The organism is Pseudomonas sp. PDM01 (assembly GCF_014852325.1).
GTDB classification, from domain to species: Bacteria; Pseudomonadota; Gammaproteobacteria; order Pseudomonadales; family Pseudomonadaceae; genus Aquipseudomonas; species Aquipseudomonas migulae.
The window spans coordinates 324758-342985 of the sequence record NZ_JACVBK010000002.1; the positions used below are offsets into that span (position 1 = coordinate 324758).

The 18228-nt window shown below is 60.7% G+C and carries 15 protein-coding genes; 5 read left to right on the top strand and 10 right to left on the bottom strand.

What is annotated here, in order from left to right; all coding sequences use genetic code 11:
- Positions 1-2 precede the first annotated feature (2 nt).
- The 3 genes from IB246_RS06025 to IB246_RS06035 are packed head-to-tail and all read right to left on the bottom strand — an operon-like array spanning position 3 to position 7184.
- Positions 3-2717 carry a putative virulence factor gene (locus IB246_RS06025; RefSeq protein WP_008037959.1) on the bottom strand — a complete coding sequence of 905 codons (2715 nt, stop codon included), beginning with the start codon at positions 2715-2717 and terminating at the stop codon, positions 3-5.
- Entirely contained in the window at positions 2714-5779 is a 3066-nt protein-coding gene (locus IB246_RS06030) for a virulence factor SrfB (protein WP_008037957.1), read from the bottom strand. Before IB246_RS06030 ends, IB246_RS06025 begins: the two co-directional genes overlap by 4 nt.
- A gap of 16 nt (positions 5780-5795) precedes the next feature.
- The gene (locus tag IB246_RS06035; protein ID WP_008037955.1) at positions 5796-7184 is read right to left on the bottom strand and encodes an SrfA family protein; all 1389 of its coding nucleotides are present in this window, start codon (positions 7182-7184) and stop codon (positions 5796-5798) included.
- Positions 7185-7450: 266 nt separating this feature from the next.
- Here IB246_RS06035 and IB246_RS06040 point away from each other — a divergent pair, with 266 nt between their 5' ends.
- Positions 7451-8662 carry an aldose 1-epimerase family protein gene (locus tag IB246_RS06040; RefSeq protein ID WP_008037953.1) on the top strand — a complete coding sequence of 404 codons (1212 nt, stop codon included), beginning with the start codon at positions 7451-7453 and terminating at the stop codon, positions 8660-8662.
- A gap of 5 nt (positions 8663-8667) precedes the next feature.
- Here IB246_RS06040 and IB246_RS06045 read toward each other — a convergent pair whose 3' ends face one another.
- From IB246_RS06045 to IB246_RS06055, 3 genes are all read right to left on the bottom strand, one after another.
- Positions 8668-10161, bottom strand: coding sequence for a YifB family Mg chelatase-like AAA ATPase (locus IB246_RS06045; protein WP_008037951.1), 1494 nt, complete (start codon positions 10159-10161; stop codon positions 8668-8670).
- Positions 10162-10474: 313 nt separating this feature from the next.
- The gene (locus tag IB246_RS06050) at positions 10475-11002 is read right to left on the bottom strand and encodes a Bro-N domain-containing protein (protein WP_008037948.1); all 528 of its coding nucleotides are present in this window, start codon (positions 11000-11002) and stop codon (positions 10475-10477) included.
- Between the two features lie 401 nt (positions 11003-11403).
- Complete coding sequence (locus IB246_RS06055) at positions 11404-11664, bottom strand: accessory factor UbiK family protein (protein ID WP_008030504.1); 261 nt, start codon at positions 11662-11664, stop codon at positions 11404-11406.
- A gap of 418 nt (positions 11665-12082) precedes the next feature.
- On the opposite strand from IB246_RS06055, the gene glnK reads away from it, so the two are divergent.
- The 4 genes from glnK to sutA all read left to right on the top strand — a co-directional run bounded on the left by glnK (position 12083) and on the right by sutA (position 14860).
- Positions 12083-12421: a P-II family nitrogen regulator gene (gene glnK / locus IB246_RS06060; RefSeq protein WP_002555808.1), complete on the top strand. Its 339-nt coding sequence runs from the start codon at positions 12083-12085 to the stop codon at positions 12419-12421.
- 36 nt (positions 12422-12457) lie between these two features.
- Positions 12458-13795, top strand: a complete 1338-nt coding sequence (locus IB246_RS06065) for an ammonium transporter (RefSeq protein ID WP_008030500.1) — start codon at positions 12458-12460, stop codon at positions 13793-13795.
- Between the two features lie 214 nt (positions 13796-14009).
- Entirely contained in the window at positions 14010-14435 is a 426-nt protein-coding gene (locus IB246_RS06070; RefSeq protein WP_008030499.1) for a secondary thiamine-phosphate synthase enzyme YjbQ, read from the top strand.
- 101 nt (positions 14436-14536) lie between these two features.
- Positions 14537-14860: a transcriptional regulator SutA gene (gene sutA / locus IB246_RS06075; RefSeq protein WP_008030496.1), complete on the top strand. Its 324-nt coding sequence runs from the start codon at positions 14537-14539 to the stop codon at positions 14858-14860.
- Between the two features lie 191 nt (positions 14861-15051).
- Here the strand turns inward: sutA and IB246_RS06080 are convergent, their stop codons facing one another.
- The 4 genes from IB246_RS06080 to dapF are packed head-to-tail and all read right to left on the bottom strand — an operon-like array spanning position 15052 to position 18224.
- Entirely contained in the window at positions 15052-15756 is a 705-nt protein-coding gene (locus IB246_RS06080; RefSeq protein ID WP_008040628.1) for an HAD family hydrolase, read from the bottom strand.
- The gene (gene xerC / locus IB246_RS06085; RefSeq protein ID WP_008040629.1) at positions 15753-16652 is read right to left on the bottom strand and encodes a tyrosine recombinase XerC; all 900 of its coding nucleotides are present in this window, start codon (positions 16650-16652) and stop codon (positions 15753-15755) included. Before xerC ends, IB246_RS06080 begins: the two co-directional genes overlap by 4 nt.
- A gap of 2 nt (positions 16653-16654) precedes the next feature.
- Positions 16655-17380: a DUF484 family protein gene (locus tag IB246_RS06090; RefSeq protein ID WP_008024376.1), complete on the bottom strand. Its 726-nt coding sequence runs from the start codon at positions 17378-17380 to the stop codon at positions 16655-16657.
- A 13-nt stretch (positions 17381-17393) separates the two neighbouring features.
- A complete protein-coding gene (gene dapF / locus IB246_RS06095; RefSeq protein WP_008040630.1) occupies positions 17394-18224 on the bottom strand; it encodes a diaminopimelate epimerase in 831 nt (276 codons plus the stop codon).
- Between the last annotated feature and the right edge of the window lie 4 nt (positions 18225-18228).

Here is an 18228-nt window from a genome sequence, read left to right on the forward strand (position 1 = left end):
GCTTATCTCGCTGCGAAGGCTGTGAGCACTTGGCCCAGCCGTTCGTTCTGTTCAGGGGTGATTTCGCGACCGGCACCATGGCCGGCGTTGTCCTGCGTGATACAGGCCAGGCCCGAAAGCCAGTCGCCGAGATACCGTTGCGCCTGGTTCGCCGGTTGCGGCGGCAACTCCGGCACCTGTCCCGGACCGATGTCGGTATAGAACGAGAACAAGGGCGCTTTGGCACCGGTCCGGCTAGGTGGGCGCTCGCTCACGGGTTTCTGGAGGTAGCCGAACCAGGACACGAAATCGCGCAGCACGCGTTGTACTTCCAGTACCTGGCGCTCAACCAGTTGATCGCGACGCGCACCGCTCTGGGCACGCTTGAGGACGGCGCGGCTCAGTTGCCCCGGCAAATCCTGGCGATAACCGGCAGTGATCAGCTCGTCGACCACCGCTTCGAGCAAGGCCTTTTCAAGTCCCAGCAGGTTGAGCAGGCTTTGCCGGGTGGTCAGTTCGCGCAAGTGCGCGACCCAGGCCTTGAAGGCCGCTTTGGCAAAACGGTGTTCGTTGCTTTGCAGTTCCGGGACCGGCGTGTGGGGCTTGCTGCTGGCCGGTGTGCTGTCGGGGCTGGCGTCATCGCCGAAATCGAAATCGAAACCGGCGTCGTTGCCGTACAGGCTCTGGCTCGGTGTCAGGGCGACCGGCTCATCGCTGACCGCTGGCTCGTCATCGGTTTCGTACACGCCGCTGAGGTACAGGTCGCGCACCTCTTCGCTCGGCATGTCGAGTTGATCGATGAGTTCGCCCAGCACCGCCGGACGACGGCCCAGGGTCGACAGAATCATCTGCGCCTGGGCTTTCTTGGCAGCGGCGGCGCCGTCACCGTCGGCGTGATACCAGGTGCTCAGACCATGCGTGGTCAGGCCTTCAAGGCATTCGTCCAGCTGCTCGCGGATGCGCTGCAGTTTGAATTCGATATTGGCCACGCCCTTGAAACTGCCGCTGAAGTGACTGATGCCACCGTCATCGTTGCGCAGCATTTCTTTCCAGGTGTTGGCAGGATTGCTGACGTGTTTGCACACCAGCGCGTTGCTCGCAAAGCTTTCGCCCAGCGCATCGACGCGTTCCTGGTAACTGGCGTTGATCCCGGTTTCGGCGCCGCTGGCGTCCTGGACGATGAACGCCGCGTCCATACGCGGTTTACGCACCAGGAAGGTGTTCTGGAACGGCGTGCCGGCCCAGTCGTTCATCCAGCTCAGGCTGCCGAAGCGCTCCAGCATGGTCAGCTTGACCATGCCGTTCCAGCTCTCGTCGTACTGATCGGGCGTCAGGCTCAGGGAGTTGGTGATGCGCAGGTCGAGCATGGTCAATGCCCAGATCAGACCGGTGTCGCGTTTGCTGCGAGCGGCCGCGTCGGCGCCCTGGGTTTTTTCGATCCAGCGCGTCAGCACCGGGCCAACGTCGTTGACGTCGCTTTGTTTGGTCGAGCCGGTGCACACCACCAGCGCGTTCATTTCCTGGTTGTCGGTGTAGCGCTCAAACAGGTACGCGACCTTGCCGCGCAGAATCAGCTGCGAGACGGAGTTGTCCTTGGTGGCGGATTCCGGGTCGCTGGAGTTGGCGATCTCGTGCAGCTTCTTGCGTCCGCGATAGCCGGGGAAGTCGAGCAGATCGACCTGGTTGACGATGTCGTCGGCCGGGGCTTCGATCAGGCCGAACGTCATTTCCGCCGTGAGTGCCGCCAGTTGCGCAACGGGAATGCCCTGGCTGTTTTGCAGGCGACCGTCGATGCGTGGCCGCACGTCGATCGGCAAGTCCCGCGGGCTGCCGAAGCGCTCGAGGATGTCGACGTTCATGATGCTGTCGCGCTGGCTGTAAGTGTCGTTTTCGAAACTCACCAAGGCCTTCAACGGCGCGAATACGGTCTCGGGCAGGCCCAGCTTGTGCAGCGCGCCGGCCAGTTGCTGATACACACGCGTCAGCTCGCTTTGCTCACCCCAAAGAATGGCGAACAGCTCGGCACGTTCCTGGAAATTCAGGCGCGGCGCGAGCTGCAAGGCTTTCGGCCAATACAGGTGCTCGAGTTTTTTCACCGAGTTGCGGAAGTTGTCCCGCAGGTAATCCCACAGCGACACCAGATCGTCGGCGCTGACACCCGGCTGCATCGGCCCGGTCTCGCGACCTTCGAACGGCTTGAGGACTCGCTGGATGCGTTCTTCGTCAATCTCGTAGGAAATCCGTTCAAGGTCGAAATCCTTGAACCAGGAGTTGGCGAGAATCTTCGCCAGCTCGATTTCCTTGAACAGCGTCAGCTCCACCGGGAAATCCGGGTCCTGGCTCGGTGTGGCCCGCCGGCTGAAGCGCGTCACCAGGCCGGTGGCTTCCTTGCCGCCACCCACCGGGTTGATGTGCTTGATGAAGTCCAGGCGCTGGCCACCGAAATCGGTTTCCAGTTTGCCGTTCTGCCCGGCCGCGAGGGCCGAGATCAGGTAGGACTTGCCCGCCTGGGACAAACCGAAAAAGCCGATGGTCATCGGCGTGCAGGCCACGCGACCGAGGCTGTGGGCCAGGTTGCGGGCGCGATGCAGGCGGATGTTCAGGTTGTCGGCTTCGCTGTCCAGACGTGGCGCGTTGACACGGGTCTGGCCAATCCATTCCAGCGCCTGACCGGCACCTTCATAAACAGCGGCCCAGCGGGTAGAGAGCTGATGTTGATCGGGGGTCAGGTCATTCATTTGCGTTTCACACTTCCACTGTCGAGCCAGTACTTGGTCTCGCTCAGGCCGGCGTCGAGCATGGTGTTGAGTTCCAGCTCGAGGTCGCTGCGCGGGTTGAAGTTGACGTTGCTGCAGTTGGATTCGATGTTGCGTACCGAGAGGCGGTCGCTGACCAGATCCTGCTTGCGTGTGTACTTGTCCGCCGGTTTGACCTCGAAGCGCACCTTGAGCAGCGGCGCGCTGCCGTTTTCACCGATCGCACGGGAGAACTTCTCCCGACCGGCCTTGGTGAAGCGCAAGGTGTACAGCGGCGAAGCGGCCCAGCGGTCGGCGGCCAGCTGACGGAAACCGAGGCGCAGATCGCCGCGCATTTCCAGCTGAGGCGTGTCGGCGGCGTCGCCCGTGCCGATTTCCGGCAGCTTGATTTTGTAGTCTTCGGACTGAATGTCGCGGTACAGCACGTCGGCATCCTTGATCACGTTGTTCAGGTCGATAACGCCGATGTTTTTGACCGTCGAATACGGTTTGAGTGCCGAAGCGCGGAAGTAGAAGTTCGGCACACTGTGGTTGGCGCACAACAGGCACAGCATCGCGCCGACCGAAGCGGTGCTTTTCGGGTCGTCGATCAGGCCGTTCTTGTGGAACGGGTACCAGCCGCCAGTGCGGTAGTTCTGCAACGCCAGGATGCGCCCCGGTGGCAGCGGCAACACCTTGCGGATGAACGCCTGAATGCCGGGCAGGCGCGAAGGGCGGCCGGTCAGCAGCAGGACGTCGCACGGGTAATGCGCGACCACTTCACACAGCGCACCGAGGATCTTGGTGATGTTGATCTGATCGTTGAGGAATGCGGCATGGAGCTTTTGCAGGTCGAAGCTGATCAACGAATCGTAGAGGTCAAAGGCGCTTTGGCTGCCGACATCACGACGCACGGCGGCATTGACGTAATCGAGCACGGTCTGGCTGATTGCGTTGTCGCCCAGCAATTGGCGGTACGTCTGGGTGCTCACTTCCTGCTGGTCTTGCGGGTCGTAATGCTCGTAGGCCTTGAGCAGCGCCAGGCCCAGTGGGGCAAAAACCTGCAGGTTCAGTTGCTGGCGCAGGATCATGTCCTGGGCGCTGACCGATTCATCGCCACACAGCCGCGACATCAGCGAGACAGGCGATTTGACGCCTGAGATCTGCAAGGCTTTTTCGAAGCTCGGCAGGACGAAGTCCTGAATCACGTCCAGCAGAATGTCGTCGCCGGCCACTTTGAAGCCATCGCGAAAACGCTGCTCGGGCACGATGTGCACGTTGCTGCCGCTGCCGGTGTTGCCGGCGCGGTCGAGGCGATAGTCGGTGATCACCAGGTCGGTGGTGCCACCGCCGATGTCGATGGTCGCCAGGGTGATGCGTTCACGGTCGGTTTTGTCCGGCCGGGCGAGGGTGTCGAAAAACTCTTCCGGGTGCCCGGCGAAGTTCTCGTTGACCTCGGTGTACAGGTACACCAACTGGCCGCAGGAGGCTTCGTCCCATTCGACGCGGATGCTCGGGATCGGCGTGCGCGGGCTGACGGCCTGGTCCTGATGCGGGTCTTCCTCGCCGGCATGCCAGCCGAGGCTTTTCCACACCAGGCCGATGGCTTGCTGCATGCGTTCGTTGAGAATGCTGCGCTCGGCCTGCGGCATGCCCGGCGGCACGGTCAGGGTGATGCTGTTGAGCTGGCGCGGCACACGGGTGTGACCCTGGCGCGAGCGCTGGGCCGGGCTGTTGATTTGCGACAGCGCCTGGGCCAGGACCTCGGCGAGCATGAACGTCATCAGCGAGCTGCGCGAATAACGCGGCATGAACACCGGCAGACGATCATCTTCTTCGAGGCTGTAAAGCGCTTCGCCGGTTTCGTTGATCAGGTGCGAGAACGGCGCGGCAGTGGCGTACGGCTCGCTGTCGGTCTTGATGTACGAGCAGTTGAAGCGCCAGCCGTGGCCGTAGGCGTTTTCGTCCCACAGGTAGCGTTTCGGGCTGGACAGCCCGGTCGAGCCTTCGGTGCCGCGACGACGGCTGGCCAGACGACTGGCCTCGTTGCCGACACGGGCAATCGTCGCCCACTGGAACGCATCATGCCGGCCGCTTTTGACCGAGCAGTGGTCCTTGCCGAAATACGCCTGGGCGAATTCCACACGGCTTTCGAATGGCAGGTTGTAAGTGTGTTCGGGGGTGATCAGGTCGCGCAGTTCCAGCACGTAGTTCTGTTTCAACCCGGAACCGGCCTGACCGTGGTTCTCGATCAGAATGCCGCAGGTGCGAGAGTTGCCGACGTCCAGCACCAGGTCCACCGGAATCGGTTTGACCAGGCCATTGCTGTCGTTGGCAACCACCTTCAATTCAGGGATTTCAACTTTCGGCCGGGCAGTCGACTGCTCTGCCGCCGATGGCTTGCTCAGAAGGCTCAGCAAGTTGAGGTAGTGCGCCAAGTGATAGTTGGCGCGGATGTCGGTGTCCAGCTCTGCGCGCGAACGGTGGGCATTGCCCTCGTTGAATACTTCCAGCAGCCATTCGTTGACCCACGGCTGGGCCAGGAACCAGCGGGTTTCGCTGGCCTTCGTCGCCAGTTTGAAGGACACGCCGGAACTGATGTCTTCTTCGTTTGGCGCCAGGTAAGCGGTGCCGTCACGCTTGGGCATCACGCGGCTGTCGAAGGCCATCGTCAGGCGGTGGGTGTTGCCGTCGATGTCGGGCGTCGCCAGTTTGACCAGGCGCATGCGCGACCAGTTGGTCGGGCCTTCGTCGAAGCGGTGCGGCGGCATGAAGCGGAAAAACGGGGTCGGCAGCCAGACACCGTCGAGCAGCTCGAGGCTGCTTTTCATGTCAACGCTGAACGCAGGTTTGGCTTTTTCGACCTTTTCCGGCTCCGGCTCGTAGAAAAAGAAGTCTTTCTCTTCGTTGTATGACAGGCGGCAGATCAACCCGCTGATCATCGGCGCGAACTCGCCCGCCGGTTCTTTGCGAGGGTCCAGGCGCAGGGCGAAATCCATGAACTGGATGCCGGTGTCGCTGACCAGCGTGACGGTGTCTTCGAATTGGGTGACTTCAGGCAACATGTCGGGTTATTCCGTTTTATTCGGCCACGTGCCGCATGGACATGGGGAATTGTTCTTTGCCGTAACCGCCGGTGCAGTCTGCGACTGTGGTCGCCCCTTTGCGGCAGTTGACCTTGGGCATGTCGTAAGTGCTGCCATCGCCACACACGGCCTGGCCCTGACTGTCGATGGCCAAGCTGCCACCCTTCATAGTAGCGCTCACCGGCCCGGTGCATTTCGTGCCGTCGGCCTGGTGTACGGTGACTTCGCCCTTACCGTCCTTGAGCTGGTATTCCAGACGCAGCGGTTTGCCGGTCCGGCGGTCCTGAATACCGGCGCCGGCGCGGAACTGACCGTCGAGGAACTTGGCGGCACCGTCGGCGGCGTCCGGTGGAATGCTCAGGGGAGGGCCGGGTTTTGCGGCGGCGGATTTTTCGGCCTCGGGCGATGTGATATCCGGCGGCGCGGTTTTGTTTTCGGGCGGGGTGGCGGGCGATTCGGCTGCCGGGTCTTTGGCTGGGTCTTTGGCCAGGTCGGCCGGCGCTGCATCTGCCTCGTTGCCCTCGACCGCCGGCGCTTCCACTCCTTGGTTTTCGGTCACGGCGGTACCGGTGCCGGTTCCAGTGGTAGAGCCTACAACGGTGCCCGTCACCGGAACGCCGTTCAGCGTCGTGGCATTGCCGGTCAGTTGCGGTTCTTCCAGCTGTTTTTCCACCGGCACGATGCCCTCAGGCAGCAGGTCTACCGCCACCAACGGAATCGGCACGCAACCACGCAGACCAAGCAACAGCCACAAAAGCAGTAGCAGGAACGGCAGCAGCAACAGCCACCACCAGCGACGCCACCACGGACGAGCAACCACCGGCACGACGGGCGCAACGACGGGCGCAACGACAGGCGCGGCTTCGACCACCGGGGGCAGCGTAAACGCGGGCGGAACCTGATAGAGGCAGTGCAGGGGATCGCGATTACCGGTACCGGCATGCTCGAAACCCCAAAAGGTCAGCACCGGCTTGCCTTGCACCAGGTAGACGAAATTCTCATCGGGGAAATGAATCACGCGCTTGAGCAGCTTGCCGAATACGGCTTTGTCGCCTTGCTGCTGTTCGCCGGATTCAGTGCCCAGGAAACGCTGGCTCAATTCCTCGAGCGCGGTTTTCAGCGCTTCAAGTTGGCGGCGGGCAGGGACGCGTTCTTCTTCGGTCGCACTGCTCCACGGGATCACATCGCCGTCGAGGCCGCTGTACCAATCGATCTGGTTACCGAGCTCATCGCTTTGAGGGATGGCCAGATGATCGACCATTTCGGGGTTCTTGCGGCGAATGGCTTCGCGCAATTGCAGGGCCGCCCGGTATACCGGTTGACCTGTTTCGCCCAAGGCTGTGAATGACCCGCTCTTACCGCTGCGTAATAGTGCCCCGCGCATTCAAACTCCATATGTTCTGTTGCGCAAAAATGACAGACAAAGTTGTCTGTTCTTGCTCCTGCAATTAGCTGGCGACCTTAATGTCATAATGATGTCGCCGTCAATCATCCGGAGGTCCAAAACCGTATGAGACTAGCGTAAGCGTGCGGAGGTTGCATGGGGTCAATTTAAATTGGCTTGGGAAGGCTTGGGTGTAAGCTTTTTAAGCTTGCTGAATCGTTTCATCAGCGCTATAAAAAATGCACAACTCCAAGAAAGGCCTCCCCATGACTCCGCTCAAATTCGTCGTTGCCTTTGGCGCTCTGTCCGCCTCCCACGCCATGGCTTGGGATTACGTCCTGCTCGACAGCGACAAGGCTGCTCAAAACTGGCAGATCACCAGCCAGCAACTCGGTGTGAAAACCGACAAACCCTTCTCCGTGACCCTTCGTAACTTGCACGGCGGTCGGCAGGAGGGCGTCAGCATCGTCGACATCGATAACGGCACGATGAAACTCTCGGTGGTGCCGACTCGCGGGATGAACGTTTTGCAGGCATCGGTCGGCAATGTGCGCATGGGCTGGGATTCGCCGGTCAAGGACGTGGTCAATCCGTCCTTCATTGAGCTCAACGGTCGCGGCGGACTCGGCTGGCTCGAAGGTTTCAATGAACTGGTCACCCGTTGCGGCTACGAATGGGTCGGCCACCCCGGCGTCGATAACGGCGAACTCCTGACCCTGCATGGCCGTGCTGCCAACATTCCGGCCAGCACAGTCACGCTGCACATCGACGAAAAACCGCCGTATGCCATCAGCCTGCGCGGCGAGCTCAAAGAACAGGCCTTCAAGAAAGTCGACTTCTCGGTGAGCACCGAGCTGGTCACTGAGCCCGGCAGCGCAGCGTTCGTTCTCAACGATACCCTGACCAACAACGGCGACTATCCGAAGGAATATCAGGCGCTGTACCACAGTAACTTCAGCACGCCATTCCTGGAGCAGGGCGCGCGTTTCGTTGCACCGGTCAAACAGGTGTCGCCGTTCAACGACAAGGCCAAAGGTGATCTGCCGGACTGGCAGACTTACCGTGCGCCGACCAAGGACTACGACGAAACGGTTTACAACGTGGTGCCGTATGGCGACGCCAAGGGTGACACGTTGACGGTGTTGCATAACAAGGCAGGTAGCCTCGGCGTTTCGGTCGGCTTTAACACTAAAACGCTGCCCGTGTTTTCGCTGTGGAAAAACACCGATACCCAAGGCCAGGGCTATGTCACCGGTCTCGAGCCGGGGACCAGCTTTTCCTATAACCGGCGCTATCAGCGGCCGCTGGGGCTGGTGCCGACGATTGCGCCGAAGGAGCACAAGCAGTTTCAGATCAGTTACAGCTTGTTGGCGGACAAAGGCGCTGTGGACCAGGCGCTGAAGCGGGTGAGTGACATTCAGGACGGGCGGGAAACCGAGGTTCGGCAGACGCCGTTGGTGGATCTGACGAAGGAGTGATTCCATCAGCTGGAGGTTGGCCGGTATTGCAGCGCTTCAGCCAGATGACCACGGGTGATGCCATCGACCTGCTCAAGGTCTGCGAGGGTTCGTGCGACCTTGAGCAGTCGATGCGCAGACCTCAACGACAGGGTCAGTCGTTCGCACGCTGTTTCCAGCCAGGTTTCGTCGATTGTGGATAACGTGCAGTGTTTGCGCAGGCCCGGCAGATCAAGGAAAGCGTTCGCGCAGCCCTGGCGTTTGTGTTGCCGCTCTCTGGCGTCGGCGACCAGCAACGCGGCGGTGGCGGTGTCATCGCCGGGTTTGAGTGCAGGATTCAGCGCCGTGGCTTCCCGGGCGACGGTCAGGTGCAGGTCGATACGGTCCAGCAATGGTCCCGACAATTTATTGCGGTAGCGCTGGACCATGTCCGGTGTGCAACTGCATTTGCCACTGGGTTCGCCAAGATATCCACAGGGGCACGGGTTCATCGCGGCCACCAATTGAAAGCGCGCCGGAAACCTCACGCGATCCTTGGCGCGGGAAATCACGATATGGCCGGACTCTAGCGGCTCTCGCAAAACCTCCAGCACCTTGCGATCGAACTCCGGCAGTTCGTCGAGGAATAGAACCCCATGATGGGCGAGGGTGATTTCGCCGGGTTGCGGCTTCGAACCGCCGCCCACCAACGCCGGGCCGGAGGCGGAGTGATGGGGCTGGCGGAAGGGCCTTTGCGGCCAGTGGCTCAAGGGCACGCAACTGGTGACGGATTGGATGGCGGCGACTTCCAGTGCTTCATGTTCGGCCAGGGGTGGAAGCAGTCCCGGCAAACGACTAGCCAGAAGCGTTTTTCCGGTGCCCGGTGGTCCGCTGAACAGCAGGTTATGAGCGCCCGCCGCCGCAATCAGCAATGCGCGTTTGGCCGAGAGTTGGCCCTGTACTTCGTTCAAGTCTGGATAGGGTTTGCTGGCATAGAGCAAACCGTTGGAAACGTAAGGCTCGACCGGTGTGTGCCCATTGAAGTGCGCGACCGCTTCCAGCAAATGATCCACCGCGATCACCTTCAACCCCGACGCCAGGCAAGCCTCCTCGGCATTCGCTCGCGGCACCATCAGAGAGCGCCCGGCCTTGCGCGCCGCCAGTGCGGCCGGCAACACGCCCCGCACGGCACGCACCGCGCCTGATAGCGCGAGTTCTCCCAGGCATTCCACATCATCCAGTGTCAGCGTTGGCACCTGCACGCTGGCGGACAGAATCCCCAAGGCAATCGCCAGATCGAATCGTCCGCCGTCCTTCGGTAAATCAGCGGGGGCGAGATTCAGCGTGATGCGCCGCGCCGGGAATTGCAGGCCTGAGTTGATGATCGCACTGCGCACCCGATCCTTGCTTTCCTTCACCGCTGCTTCGGGTAAACCGACCATGGTCAGCGATGGCAGACCGTTGGCCAGGTGGACTTCGACGGTGACGGCGGGCGCATCCACGCCGATTTGGGCGCGGCTGTGGACGATGGAGAGGGACATGGTCGTTCCTTGAGCTGAAGAGCACCGCTTCCTGCGGGGTTTTTGAAGGGTAGTCGGGGAGGCCGATTTGAGCCTGGCTGGAAAGGAGAGAAACCTTCGCAGGATGTTGCAAGCTCGCTCCTGCATGGTTTTTCTTTGGCTGATGAGTCTTGAAATCACGCCAAACCTGTAGGAGCCGGCTTGCTGGCGATGGTCGTTAACGATAACGCGTGCTGTCTGGATCAACGCGGTGCACGTGCGTCCATCGCCAGCAAGCCGGCTCCTACAAGAGACCGAGTACTCCCGGGATTTCATGAAGACCCTTTTTTGGGCTTCAGAATGCGTGAAGCATTCTTGAAGCTCTTTTCCACCACGGGTGATTAGCCGGATTTTGTAGTGGCTCACCACTCGGCAACATTTGCGGAACATCCTGCAACCGAATCCACGGCTGGTTATTCCAGTGCAGCAAACTCAGCGACATTTCCGGCCAGTTCAGCAGGCTCAGGATGGGACGTTCGGTTGAGGTGGGTTGTTCTGCGTCTCTGAGGGCTGGCACTACGTCGTGGGTTAGCCATTCGCGCAGGGCTCGGTGTTCGGGGCAGTAGTGGTAGATCAGTAAGGCGTAGACGCCGGATTCGCTGATCAGCAGGGCATCTTCGATGCTGCCATGGATGAGCATTCGCGCGGATTGACGTTGGTCGGGGTCGAGTTTTCGGACGGCGCGGTCGTCGAGGTAGAGGCGCAGGAAGCGGCCGAGGTCGCGGGCGCTGAACCAGGGTTGGTTTTGGAGGAGGAGGGCGTGGAGGTGGAGTTTGTGGCGGGTGAATACATGGGGGATCAGATAAGCGTCATCGCTATTCATTGATACAGCTCCTCTTGCTAAAAGGGCTGCCCGCAATCGTCGCCAAACAATTGGGTGGCAGTTGTACGCGGGTTGGCGAACCGGAGCAAAAGGAACCCGGCAGACCCGAAGGTCTCCCACGCACAACCGCCATGACTGCGTCGATGGTCGTCATGCTCCTTAAGCTTCCAGGTCGCCAAACCCGGTGCTGAACATTCAGCATTGGGCGAGCTTAGGAACCGGGGCATTGCGGCGCAATCGGACGGCGGTGGTTTTGTTGTAGGAAGGTGCCGGGATTTTTGAGGGCTTGGGATCGCCCTTGGCACCATTTCCTACAGATGAATCTGAAGGTCGTTCCGACCTTCAATCGCGAGCAGGCTCGCTCCCACAGTGAATTGGGTTTTTACAGTGGGTTTTGCGTGTTACTCGGTTGGGGGATTGAGCTTCGCTTCCAGCTCGGCAACCTTCGCTTCCAGGCTTTCCAGGCGTGCCCGCGTGCGTGCCAGCACGACCATCTGGCTATCAAACTCTTCCCGGCTCACCAGGTCCAGTTTGCTGAAGCCGCTCTGCAGCAACGCCTTGAACTGGCTTTCGATTTCGCTTTTCGGCAGTGGGGTGTCGCCGCTGAAGAGGCGGGAGGCTGTGCCGGTCAAGGCGTCGAGGAAATCTTTGGGCGCGAGCATGGGAAAGGTCCTGGAAACAATGGCGGGCAGTGTATCACGCAGTGTCTATAGTCAATCCCGACCGCAGGGATGCACGCTTTTCGCGCATGCGGACGGACGGTGTCGCACCGTTGTTGTGCGTAACGCGTCCGGTGTTGCAGCGATGTGGTGGGCATCTACGGCCAAGGGCTTGAAAACTGAGGGTTTTGTGGAGATGGCAAGCTTTCTGCTTAGACGGTAGTGACCCATGCACTGATGCAGTCGATGTGACGAATGCAGTGCGCCAAGCGAAACGGGGGAAGAGTTTCGTGCGGAGCGGTTAGCTGGCGTCGGACGGGCAGGTAAGGCCGACGATGCGTTACAAAGCCAGGCACTGCGCTTAGACTTGAGCCGGGTTTGTTTTCCTGGGGCAAGTCCACCAATTCGGGAGAGAGTTTTCATGAAGCTAGTCACTGCCATCATCAAGCCGTTCAAGTTGGACGACGTGCGCGAATCGCTGTCCGAGATCGGCGTGCAGGGCATTACCGTTACCGAAGTCAAAGGCTTCGGACGGCAGAAGGGTCACACCGAGCTGTATCGCGGCGCGGAATACGTGGTCGATTTCCTGCCCAAGGTGAAGATCGATGTCGCCATTGACGACAAGGATCTTGATCGGGTTATCGAGGCGATAACCAAGGCAGCCAACACCGGCAAGATCGGTGACGGCAAGATCTTCGTGGTCAATCTGGAACAGGCGATTCGCATCCGTACCGGCGAAACCGATACCGACGCGATTTAAGCCGCCACAAACCCCAACGCCCCAGGAGAAAACAATATGACTCTGCGTAAATTCGCAGGGCTAGGAGCCCTGTTGTCCCTCGTAATGCCCAGCCTGGCCATGGCGGCAGACGAAGTGGCGGCCCCAGTCCTCAATTCCGGCGACACCGCCTGGATGCTGACCTCGACAGCCCTTGTGCTGTTCATGACCATTCCCGGCCTCGCGCTGTTCTACGGCGGCATGGTTCGCTCCAAAAACATTCTTTCCGTGATGATGCAGTGCTTTGCCATTACCGGTCTGATCAGCGTCCTGTGGGTCATTTATGGCTACAGCATCGCGTTCGACACCACCGGCATGGAACAGGGCGTCGTCAACTTCAACTCCTTCTTCGGCGGCATGGGCAAGGCTTTCCTCGCCGGTGTCACCCCCGCCAGCCTGACGGGTCCTGCGGCGTTGTTCCCTGAGGCGGTGTTCATCACCTTCCAGATGACGTTCGCCATCATCACCCCTGCGCTGATCGTCGGTGCCTTCGCTGAGCGGATGAAGTTCTCCGCGATGCTGATCTTCATGGGCATCTGGTTCACTCTGGTTTATGCACCGATCGCGCACATGGTCTGGTCCGGCAACGGCGGCCTGATGTGGGACTGGGGCGTGCTCGACTTCGCTGGCGGCACCGTGGTGCACATCAACGCCGGTGTGGCCGGTCTGGTGGCATGCATCGTGCTCGGCAAGCGCAAAGGCTTCCCGACCACCCCGATGGCCCCGCACAACCTCGGTTACACCCTGATGGGCGCGGCCATGCTGTGGGTCGGCTGGTTCGGCTTCAACGCCGGTTCCGCCGCAGCGGCCAACGGCACTGCCGGCATGGCGATGCTGGTTACCCAGATCGCAACCGCCGCCGCCGCACTGGGCTGGATGTTTGCCGAGTGGGTCACCCACGGCAAGCCAAGTGCACTGGGTATCGCCTCTGGTGTGGTCGCCGGTCTGGTTGCAATCACCCCGGCCGCTGGCACCGTGGGCCCGATGGGCGCGCTGGTGATCGGTCTGGCAGCGGGCGTGGTGTGCTTCTTCTGCGCCACCACCCTGAAACGCAAACTCGGTTATGACGATTCCCTGGACGCCTTCGGCGTGCACGGTATCGGCGGTATCCTCGGCGCGATCCTGACCGGTGTGTTCGCCGCTCCGTCGCTGGGTGGCTTCGGCACCGTCACCGACATCGCCGCACAAGTCTGGATTCAGTGCAAAGGCGTGGGCTTCACGGTGATCTACACCGCAATCGTCACCTACATCATTCTCAAGGTGCTGGACGCTGTCATGGGTCTGCGCATTACTGAAGAAGAAGAGGCCGTCGGTATCGATCTGGCACTCCACAACGAACGCGGCTACAACTTGTAAGCACGCGCATAAAAAACTTGCCCGGCTTGCCGGGCATTTTTTTGTCTGGAGTTTGTCAGTGTGAGGACTGCTGAAAGGTTTTTTCGTACACGTTTAGTGGTGTTTACGGCGGGCGTTTTTCTGCGGCCAATGGCTTACATGATTGAAGGAATATTAGGGCCTTTGTTTTTTCCCAGAGCGCGCTAGAATGCGCCCCGAACGTGCGGAGAACTGTATGTGGCAACAGACTCTGATTACCCTGCGGGCGAGGCCCCGGGGCTTTCATCTGGTAACGGACGAGTTACTCGCCGGCCTGCCTGAACTCAAGGCGTGTCGGGTCGGTCTGTTGCATTTGTGGCTGCAGCATACCTCGGCGTCGTTGACCATCAACGAGAACGCCGATCCGGCGGTACGTCGCGACTTCGAACGATTTTTCAATCGTCTGATCCCACAAGGAACAGACGGCTATGAGCATAACGACGAAGGCCTGGACGACCTCCCGGCGCACTTCAAGGCCAGCGTGCTTGGCTGTCAGCTCAGTTTGCCGATTTCGGCGGGCCGACTGGCGTTAGGGACCTGGCAAGGCGTTTATCTGGGCGAGCACCGTGATTTTGGCGGTGCCCGTAAAGTCCTCGCCACCGTGCACGGTGAAGAGGCATGAGCCGCTGGTCACCAGCGGTTATTGAATTTTTCCGGCAGCCTTCGACAGAGGGCAAAGCTGGGCTATAACTAATCTGCTTTTCGCAAGTCATGAGGTAGAACATGAGCGACGATGATCTGGAAAACGACGACCTCGAAGTAGGCGACGACGACGAAACTGAAGAAGGTCTGGAAGCAGCGGCGGAAGACGTCGCTGAAGACGACGGCGGTGATGCGCCCGTTCCGACCGCCAAAGGCAAAGCCAAGGCAGCGGTATCGGTCGATGAGCTGCCGAGCGTCGAAGCAAAAAACAAGGAACGCGATGCCTTGGCCAAGGCCATGGAAGAGTTCCTGGCCAAGGGCGGCAAGGTGCAGGAAGTGGAGGCCAATGTGGTCGCCGATCCTCCCAAGAAGCCTGACAACAAGTACGGCAGCCGGCCTATCTAAGCGTCTGCCCTTGCTTGCTGAAAAAGCCCGCCGTCGCTGCGGGCTTTTTCATGGGTGATAGATAGGTGGACCGCGTTATCGTTCTTCGCGGGCAAGCCTCGCTCCTACAGGATTTGTGTCGTTCACATAATTGGCGTGCGACACAAATCCTGTAGGAGCGAGGCTTGCCCGCGAAGGCGGCCTCAAAGGTGCTACGAAATTGAATTCCACCGAGCCAGCAACGCCGGCAATTCGGTCAGGCTGCGAATCTCGGCGTCCGGCGCTTTCTGCGCCTCCCACAATTTGCCTTGCGGGTTAAACCAGATCGCCCGCAACCCCGCCTGCTGTGCCCCGGCAATGTCATCACCCGGATGGTCGCCGATATGCACCGCCGTCGCGGCCGTTGCGCCGCCACGTTTCAGCGCCTCATGAAACAGGCGTGCGTCCGGTTTGGCGATGCCGATGTCTTCGGCGCACAGTGCAAACTTGAAGTAGTCGGCCAGCCCTAAACGGCGCACATCGGCATTGCCGTTGGTGACGACGCCGAGTGCATAGTGTTTGGCCAGCGTCTCCAGTGTCGGCTCGACTTCCGGGAAGATTTCCAGCTGATGCCGGGCATGCAGAAACACTTCAAAACTTTGATCGGCCAGGTCTGACGCCTGTTCATGGCCGTAACCGGCCTCTTCCAGGGCATGGAAAAGCACCCGGCGACGCAAGGCGCTGATTCGATGCTTGAGGCCCGGTTCGCTGCCCAGAATGCGCTCGCGAATCCCCCACAAATGCTCCACCGGCACCGCGCCCAGATTCGGTGCATGTTCGGTCAGCCATTCACGCAATACGGCTTCGGCGCTGACAATGACCGGGGCGGTATCCCACAAGGTGTCGTCGAGGTCGAAGGTGATCAATTGGATCGTCATGAATCATCGCCCTTAATGCGTTTGGCCCGTGGATGGGCGCTGTCGTAAACCGTCGCCAGATGCTGGAAGTCCAGGTGGGTGTAGATCTGGGTGGTCTTGATGTCCGAGTGGCCGAGTAATTCCTGCACCGCGCGCAGGTCCTGCGAGGACTCCAGCAGGTGGCTGGCGAAGGAGTGTCGCAACATGTGCGGATGCAGGTTTTGCCCCAGCTCGCGCTCACCGGCGGCCTTGACCCGCACCTGAATCGCCCGAGGGCCGAGGCGCCGGCCTTGCTGGCTGACAAACACGGCGTCATCCGCCGGGTTGGTCATGGCGCGCAATGGCAGCCACAACTCCAGGGCTTCGCGGGCCTTTTTGCCGACCGGCAACAGGCGCGTCTTGCTGCCTTTACCGAGCACCTGAACCATGCCGTCAGCCAGGTCCAGTTGATCGAGATTGAGCCCGGTCAGCTCCGAAAGCCGCAAGCCCGAGGAATAGAACAGCTCCAGAATCGCCTGATCCCGACGCGCCAGAAAATCATCCTCTACCGCACCTTCAAGCAGTTGCAGGGCTCGGTCGGTGTCGAGGGTTTTCGGCAATCGCCGCTCGCCTTTCGGCGGCGCCAGGCCATTGGCCGGATCGTGATCGCAGAGACCTTCGCGGTTCAGATAATGATAGAGCCCGCGCACGGCCGAGAGCAGGCGCGCCAGGCTGCGCGACGATTGACCCTGGGAATGCAGACGGGCGATCAGGCTGCGCAGGCGCTGAATGTCCAGCGCGGCCCAGCTGCCGATGTTCTGTTTGACGCAAAAGCCCAACACTTTGTCGAGGTCGCGGCGGTAGGCGTACAGCGTGTGGGGCGACACCTGCCGCTCACTGCGCAGGTGTTCGCAGTAAGCGTCCAGTTGCCGTTCCACGATCAGCGTACCGAGCGCAGAGAGCTGTTGACCCGTGGCAGCACGCGGCCCATGACTTCGGCGATGTAGCTGAGGAACAGCGTGCCGACCGAGCTTTTGTAGTGCTGCGGATCACGGCTGGCGATGGCCAGGACGCCGAGAATGCCTTGATGGCTGATGGCGACGACGGCGGTCGAGCCGATCTGCTTGCGCTGCTCTTCGCCGAACAGGAAGTCCAGTTCATGCTCGCGCAGGCTGCCGCTGACGCTTTTGTCTTCCGAAAGCAAACCGCCAATGGCCGTCTGCGCGTCGGCGTGGGTCACCCAGCGGCCAACCGGCATCGGGTTGTCGCCCAGCAGGATCAGGCTGACAAAAGGCACCTGAAAGTCCTGACGCAGACTGTCTTCGACGCTGATCACCACATCTTCCAGGCTGGTGGCGTCCATCAGCGCGAGGATCAGGCGGCGGGTCTTGTCGAAGAGACGGTCGTTGTCGCGGGCCACGTCCATCAAGTGCGACAGGCGATGGCGCAACTCGATATTGCGGTCGCGCAGGATGGTCATCTGGCGCTCGACCAGCGAAATGGTGTCGCCTCGCTGGTGCGGAATGCGCAGGGCCGGGAGCAGTTCTTCGTGCTCGACGAAGAAATCCGGATGAGCCTCCAGGTACGCGGCAATCGCCGCCGCCTCAAGGCTTTCGGAAGGGGATTCGTCGGGCTGTAGGGCGGGAACCTGGGGCTTGTCGGTCATGGGTTTGACTCACTCAAAGACGTACTTGTCCTTCATATACACGGACTGCCGGGCCGGTCATCAACACCGGTTGGCCAGGGCCTGCCCATTCAATGGACAGACGCCCGCCGGGCAGGTCGATCAATAGCGGCGAATCCATCCACCCCTGGCTGATCGCGGCCACTGCAGCAGCGCAGGCGCCGGTGCCGCAGGCCTGGGTTTCCCCGGCGCCACGTTCCCAGACGCGCAGCTGTGCGCGGTTCCGGTCGATGACCTGGAGAAAACCGACATTGACCCGCGCCGGGAAGCGCGGGTGGTGTTCGATTTTCGGCCCCAGTTCATGCACCGGTGCGTTGTTGATATCGCTGACACGCAGCACGGCGTGCGGATTGCCCATCGACACAGCGGCGAGTTCCACCGTGGTGCCGTCGACGTCGAGCGAGTAGCTCGGCGCCTGAGTATCGGCAACGAACGGGATGTCGGCCGGCACCAGGCGCGGTGCGCCCATGTCGACGCTGATCTGGCCGTCACTGCGGATATCCAGCTCGATAATGCCACTTTTGGTTTCGACGCGAATCTGCCGTTTTGCGGTCAGGCGCTTGTCGAGTACGAAGCGGGCGAAACAGCGCGCACCGTTGCCGCACTGTTCCACTTCGGAACCGTCGGAGTTGAAAATCCGATAGCGGAAATCCACGTCCGGGTTGCTCGGCGCTTCGACGATCAGCAACTGGTCGAAACCGATGCCGGTGTGCCGATCGCCCCATTGCTTGGCATGCTTGGGCAGGATGTGCGCGTGCTGGCTGACCAGGTCGAGGACCATGAAGTCATTGCCCAGGCCGTGCATCTTGGTAAAACGCAGCAGCATGGTT

What these genes read in the sequence shown, in the direction of transcription:
- IB246_RS06025 (WP_008037959.1), bottom strand. Translation starts at nt 2,717, where the DNA reads ATGAATGACCTGACCCCCGATCAACATCAGCTCTCTACCCGCTGGGCC.
- IB246_RS06030 (WP_008037957.1), bottom strand. Translation starts at nt 5,779, where the DNA reads ATGTTGCCTGAAGTCACCCAATTCGAAGACACCGTCACGCTGGTCAGC.
- IB246_RS06035 (WP_008037955.1), bottom strand. Translation starts at nt 7,184, where the DNA reads ATGCGCGGGGCACTATTACGCAGCGGTAAGAGCGGGTCATTCACAGCC.
- IB246_RS06040 (WP_008037953.1), top strand. Translation starts at nt 7,451, where the DNA reads ATGACTCCGCTCAAATTCGTCGTTGCCTTTGGCGCTCTGTCCGCCTCC.
- IB246_RS06045 (WP_008037951.1), bottom strand. Translation starts at nt 10,161, where the DNA reads ATGTCCCTCTCCATCGTCCACAGCCGCGCCCAAATCGGCGTGGATGCG.
- IB246_RS06050 (WP_008037948.1), bottom strand. Translation starts at nt 11,002, where the DNA reads ATGAATAGCGATGACGCTTATCTGATCCCCCATGTATTCACCCGCCAC.
- IB246_RS06055 (WP_008030504.1), bottom strand. Translation starts at nt 11,664, where the DNA reads ATGCTCGCGCCCAAAGATTTCCTCGACGCCTTGACCGGCACAGCCTCC.
- glnK (WP_002555808.1), top strand. Translation starts at nt 12,083, where the DNA reads ATGAAGCTAGTCACTGCCATCATCAAGCCGTTCAAGTTGGACGACGTG.
- IB246_RS06065 (WP_008030500.1), top strand. Translation starts at nt 12,458, where the DNA reads ATGACTCTGCGTAAATTCGCAGGGCTAGGAGCCCTGTTGTCCCTCGTA.
- IB246_RS06070 (WP_008030499.1), top strand. Translation starts at nt 14,010, where the DNA reads ATGTGGCAACAGACTCTGATTACCCTGCGGGCGAGGCCCCGGGGCTTT.
- sutA (WP_008030496.1), top strand. Translation starts at nt 14,537, where the DNA reads ATGAGCGACGATGATCTGGAAAACGACGACCTCGAAGTAGGCGACGAC.
- IB246_RS06080 (WP_008040628.1), bottom strand. Translation starts at nt 15,756, where the DNA reads ATGACGATCCAATTGATCACCTTCGACCTCGACGACACCTTGTGGGAT.
- IB246_RS06090 (WP_008024376.1), bottom strand. Translation starts at nt 17,380, where the DNA reads ATGACCGACAAGCCCCAGGTTCCCGCCCTACAGCCCGACGAATCCCCT.
- dapF (WP_008040630.1), bottom strand. Translation starts at nt 18,224, where the DNA reads ATGCTGCTGCGTTTTACCAAGATGCACGGCCTGGGCAATGACTTCATG.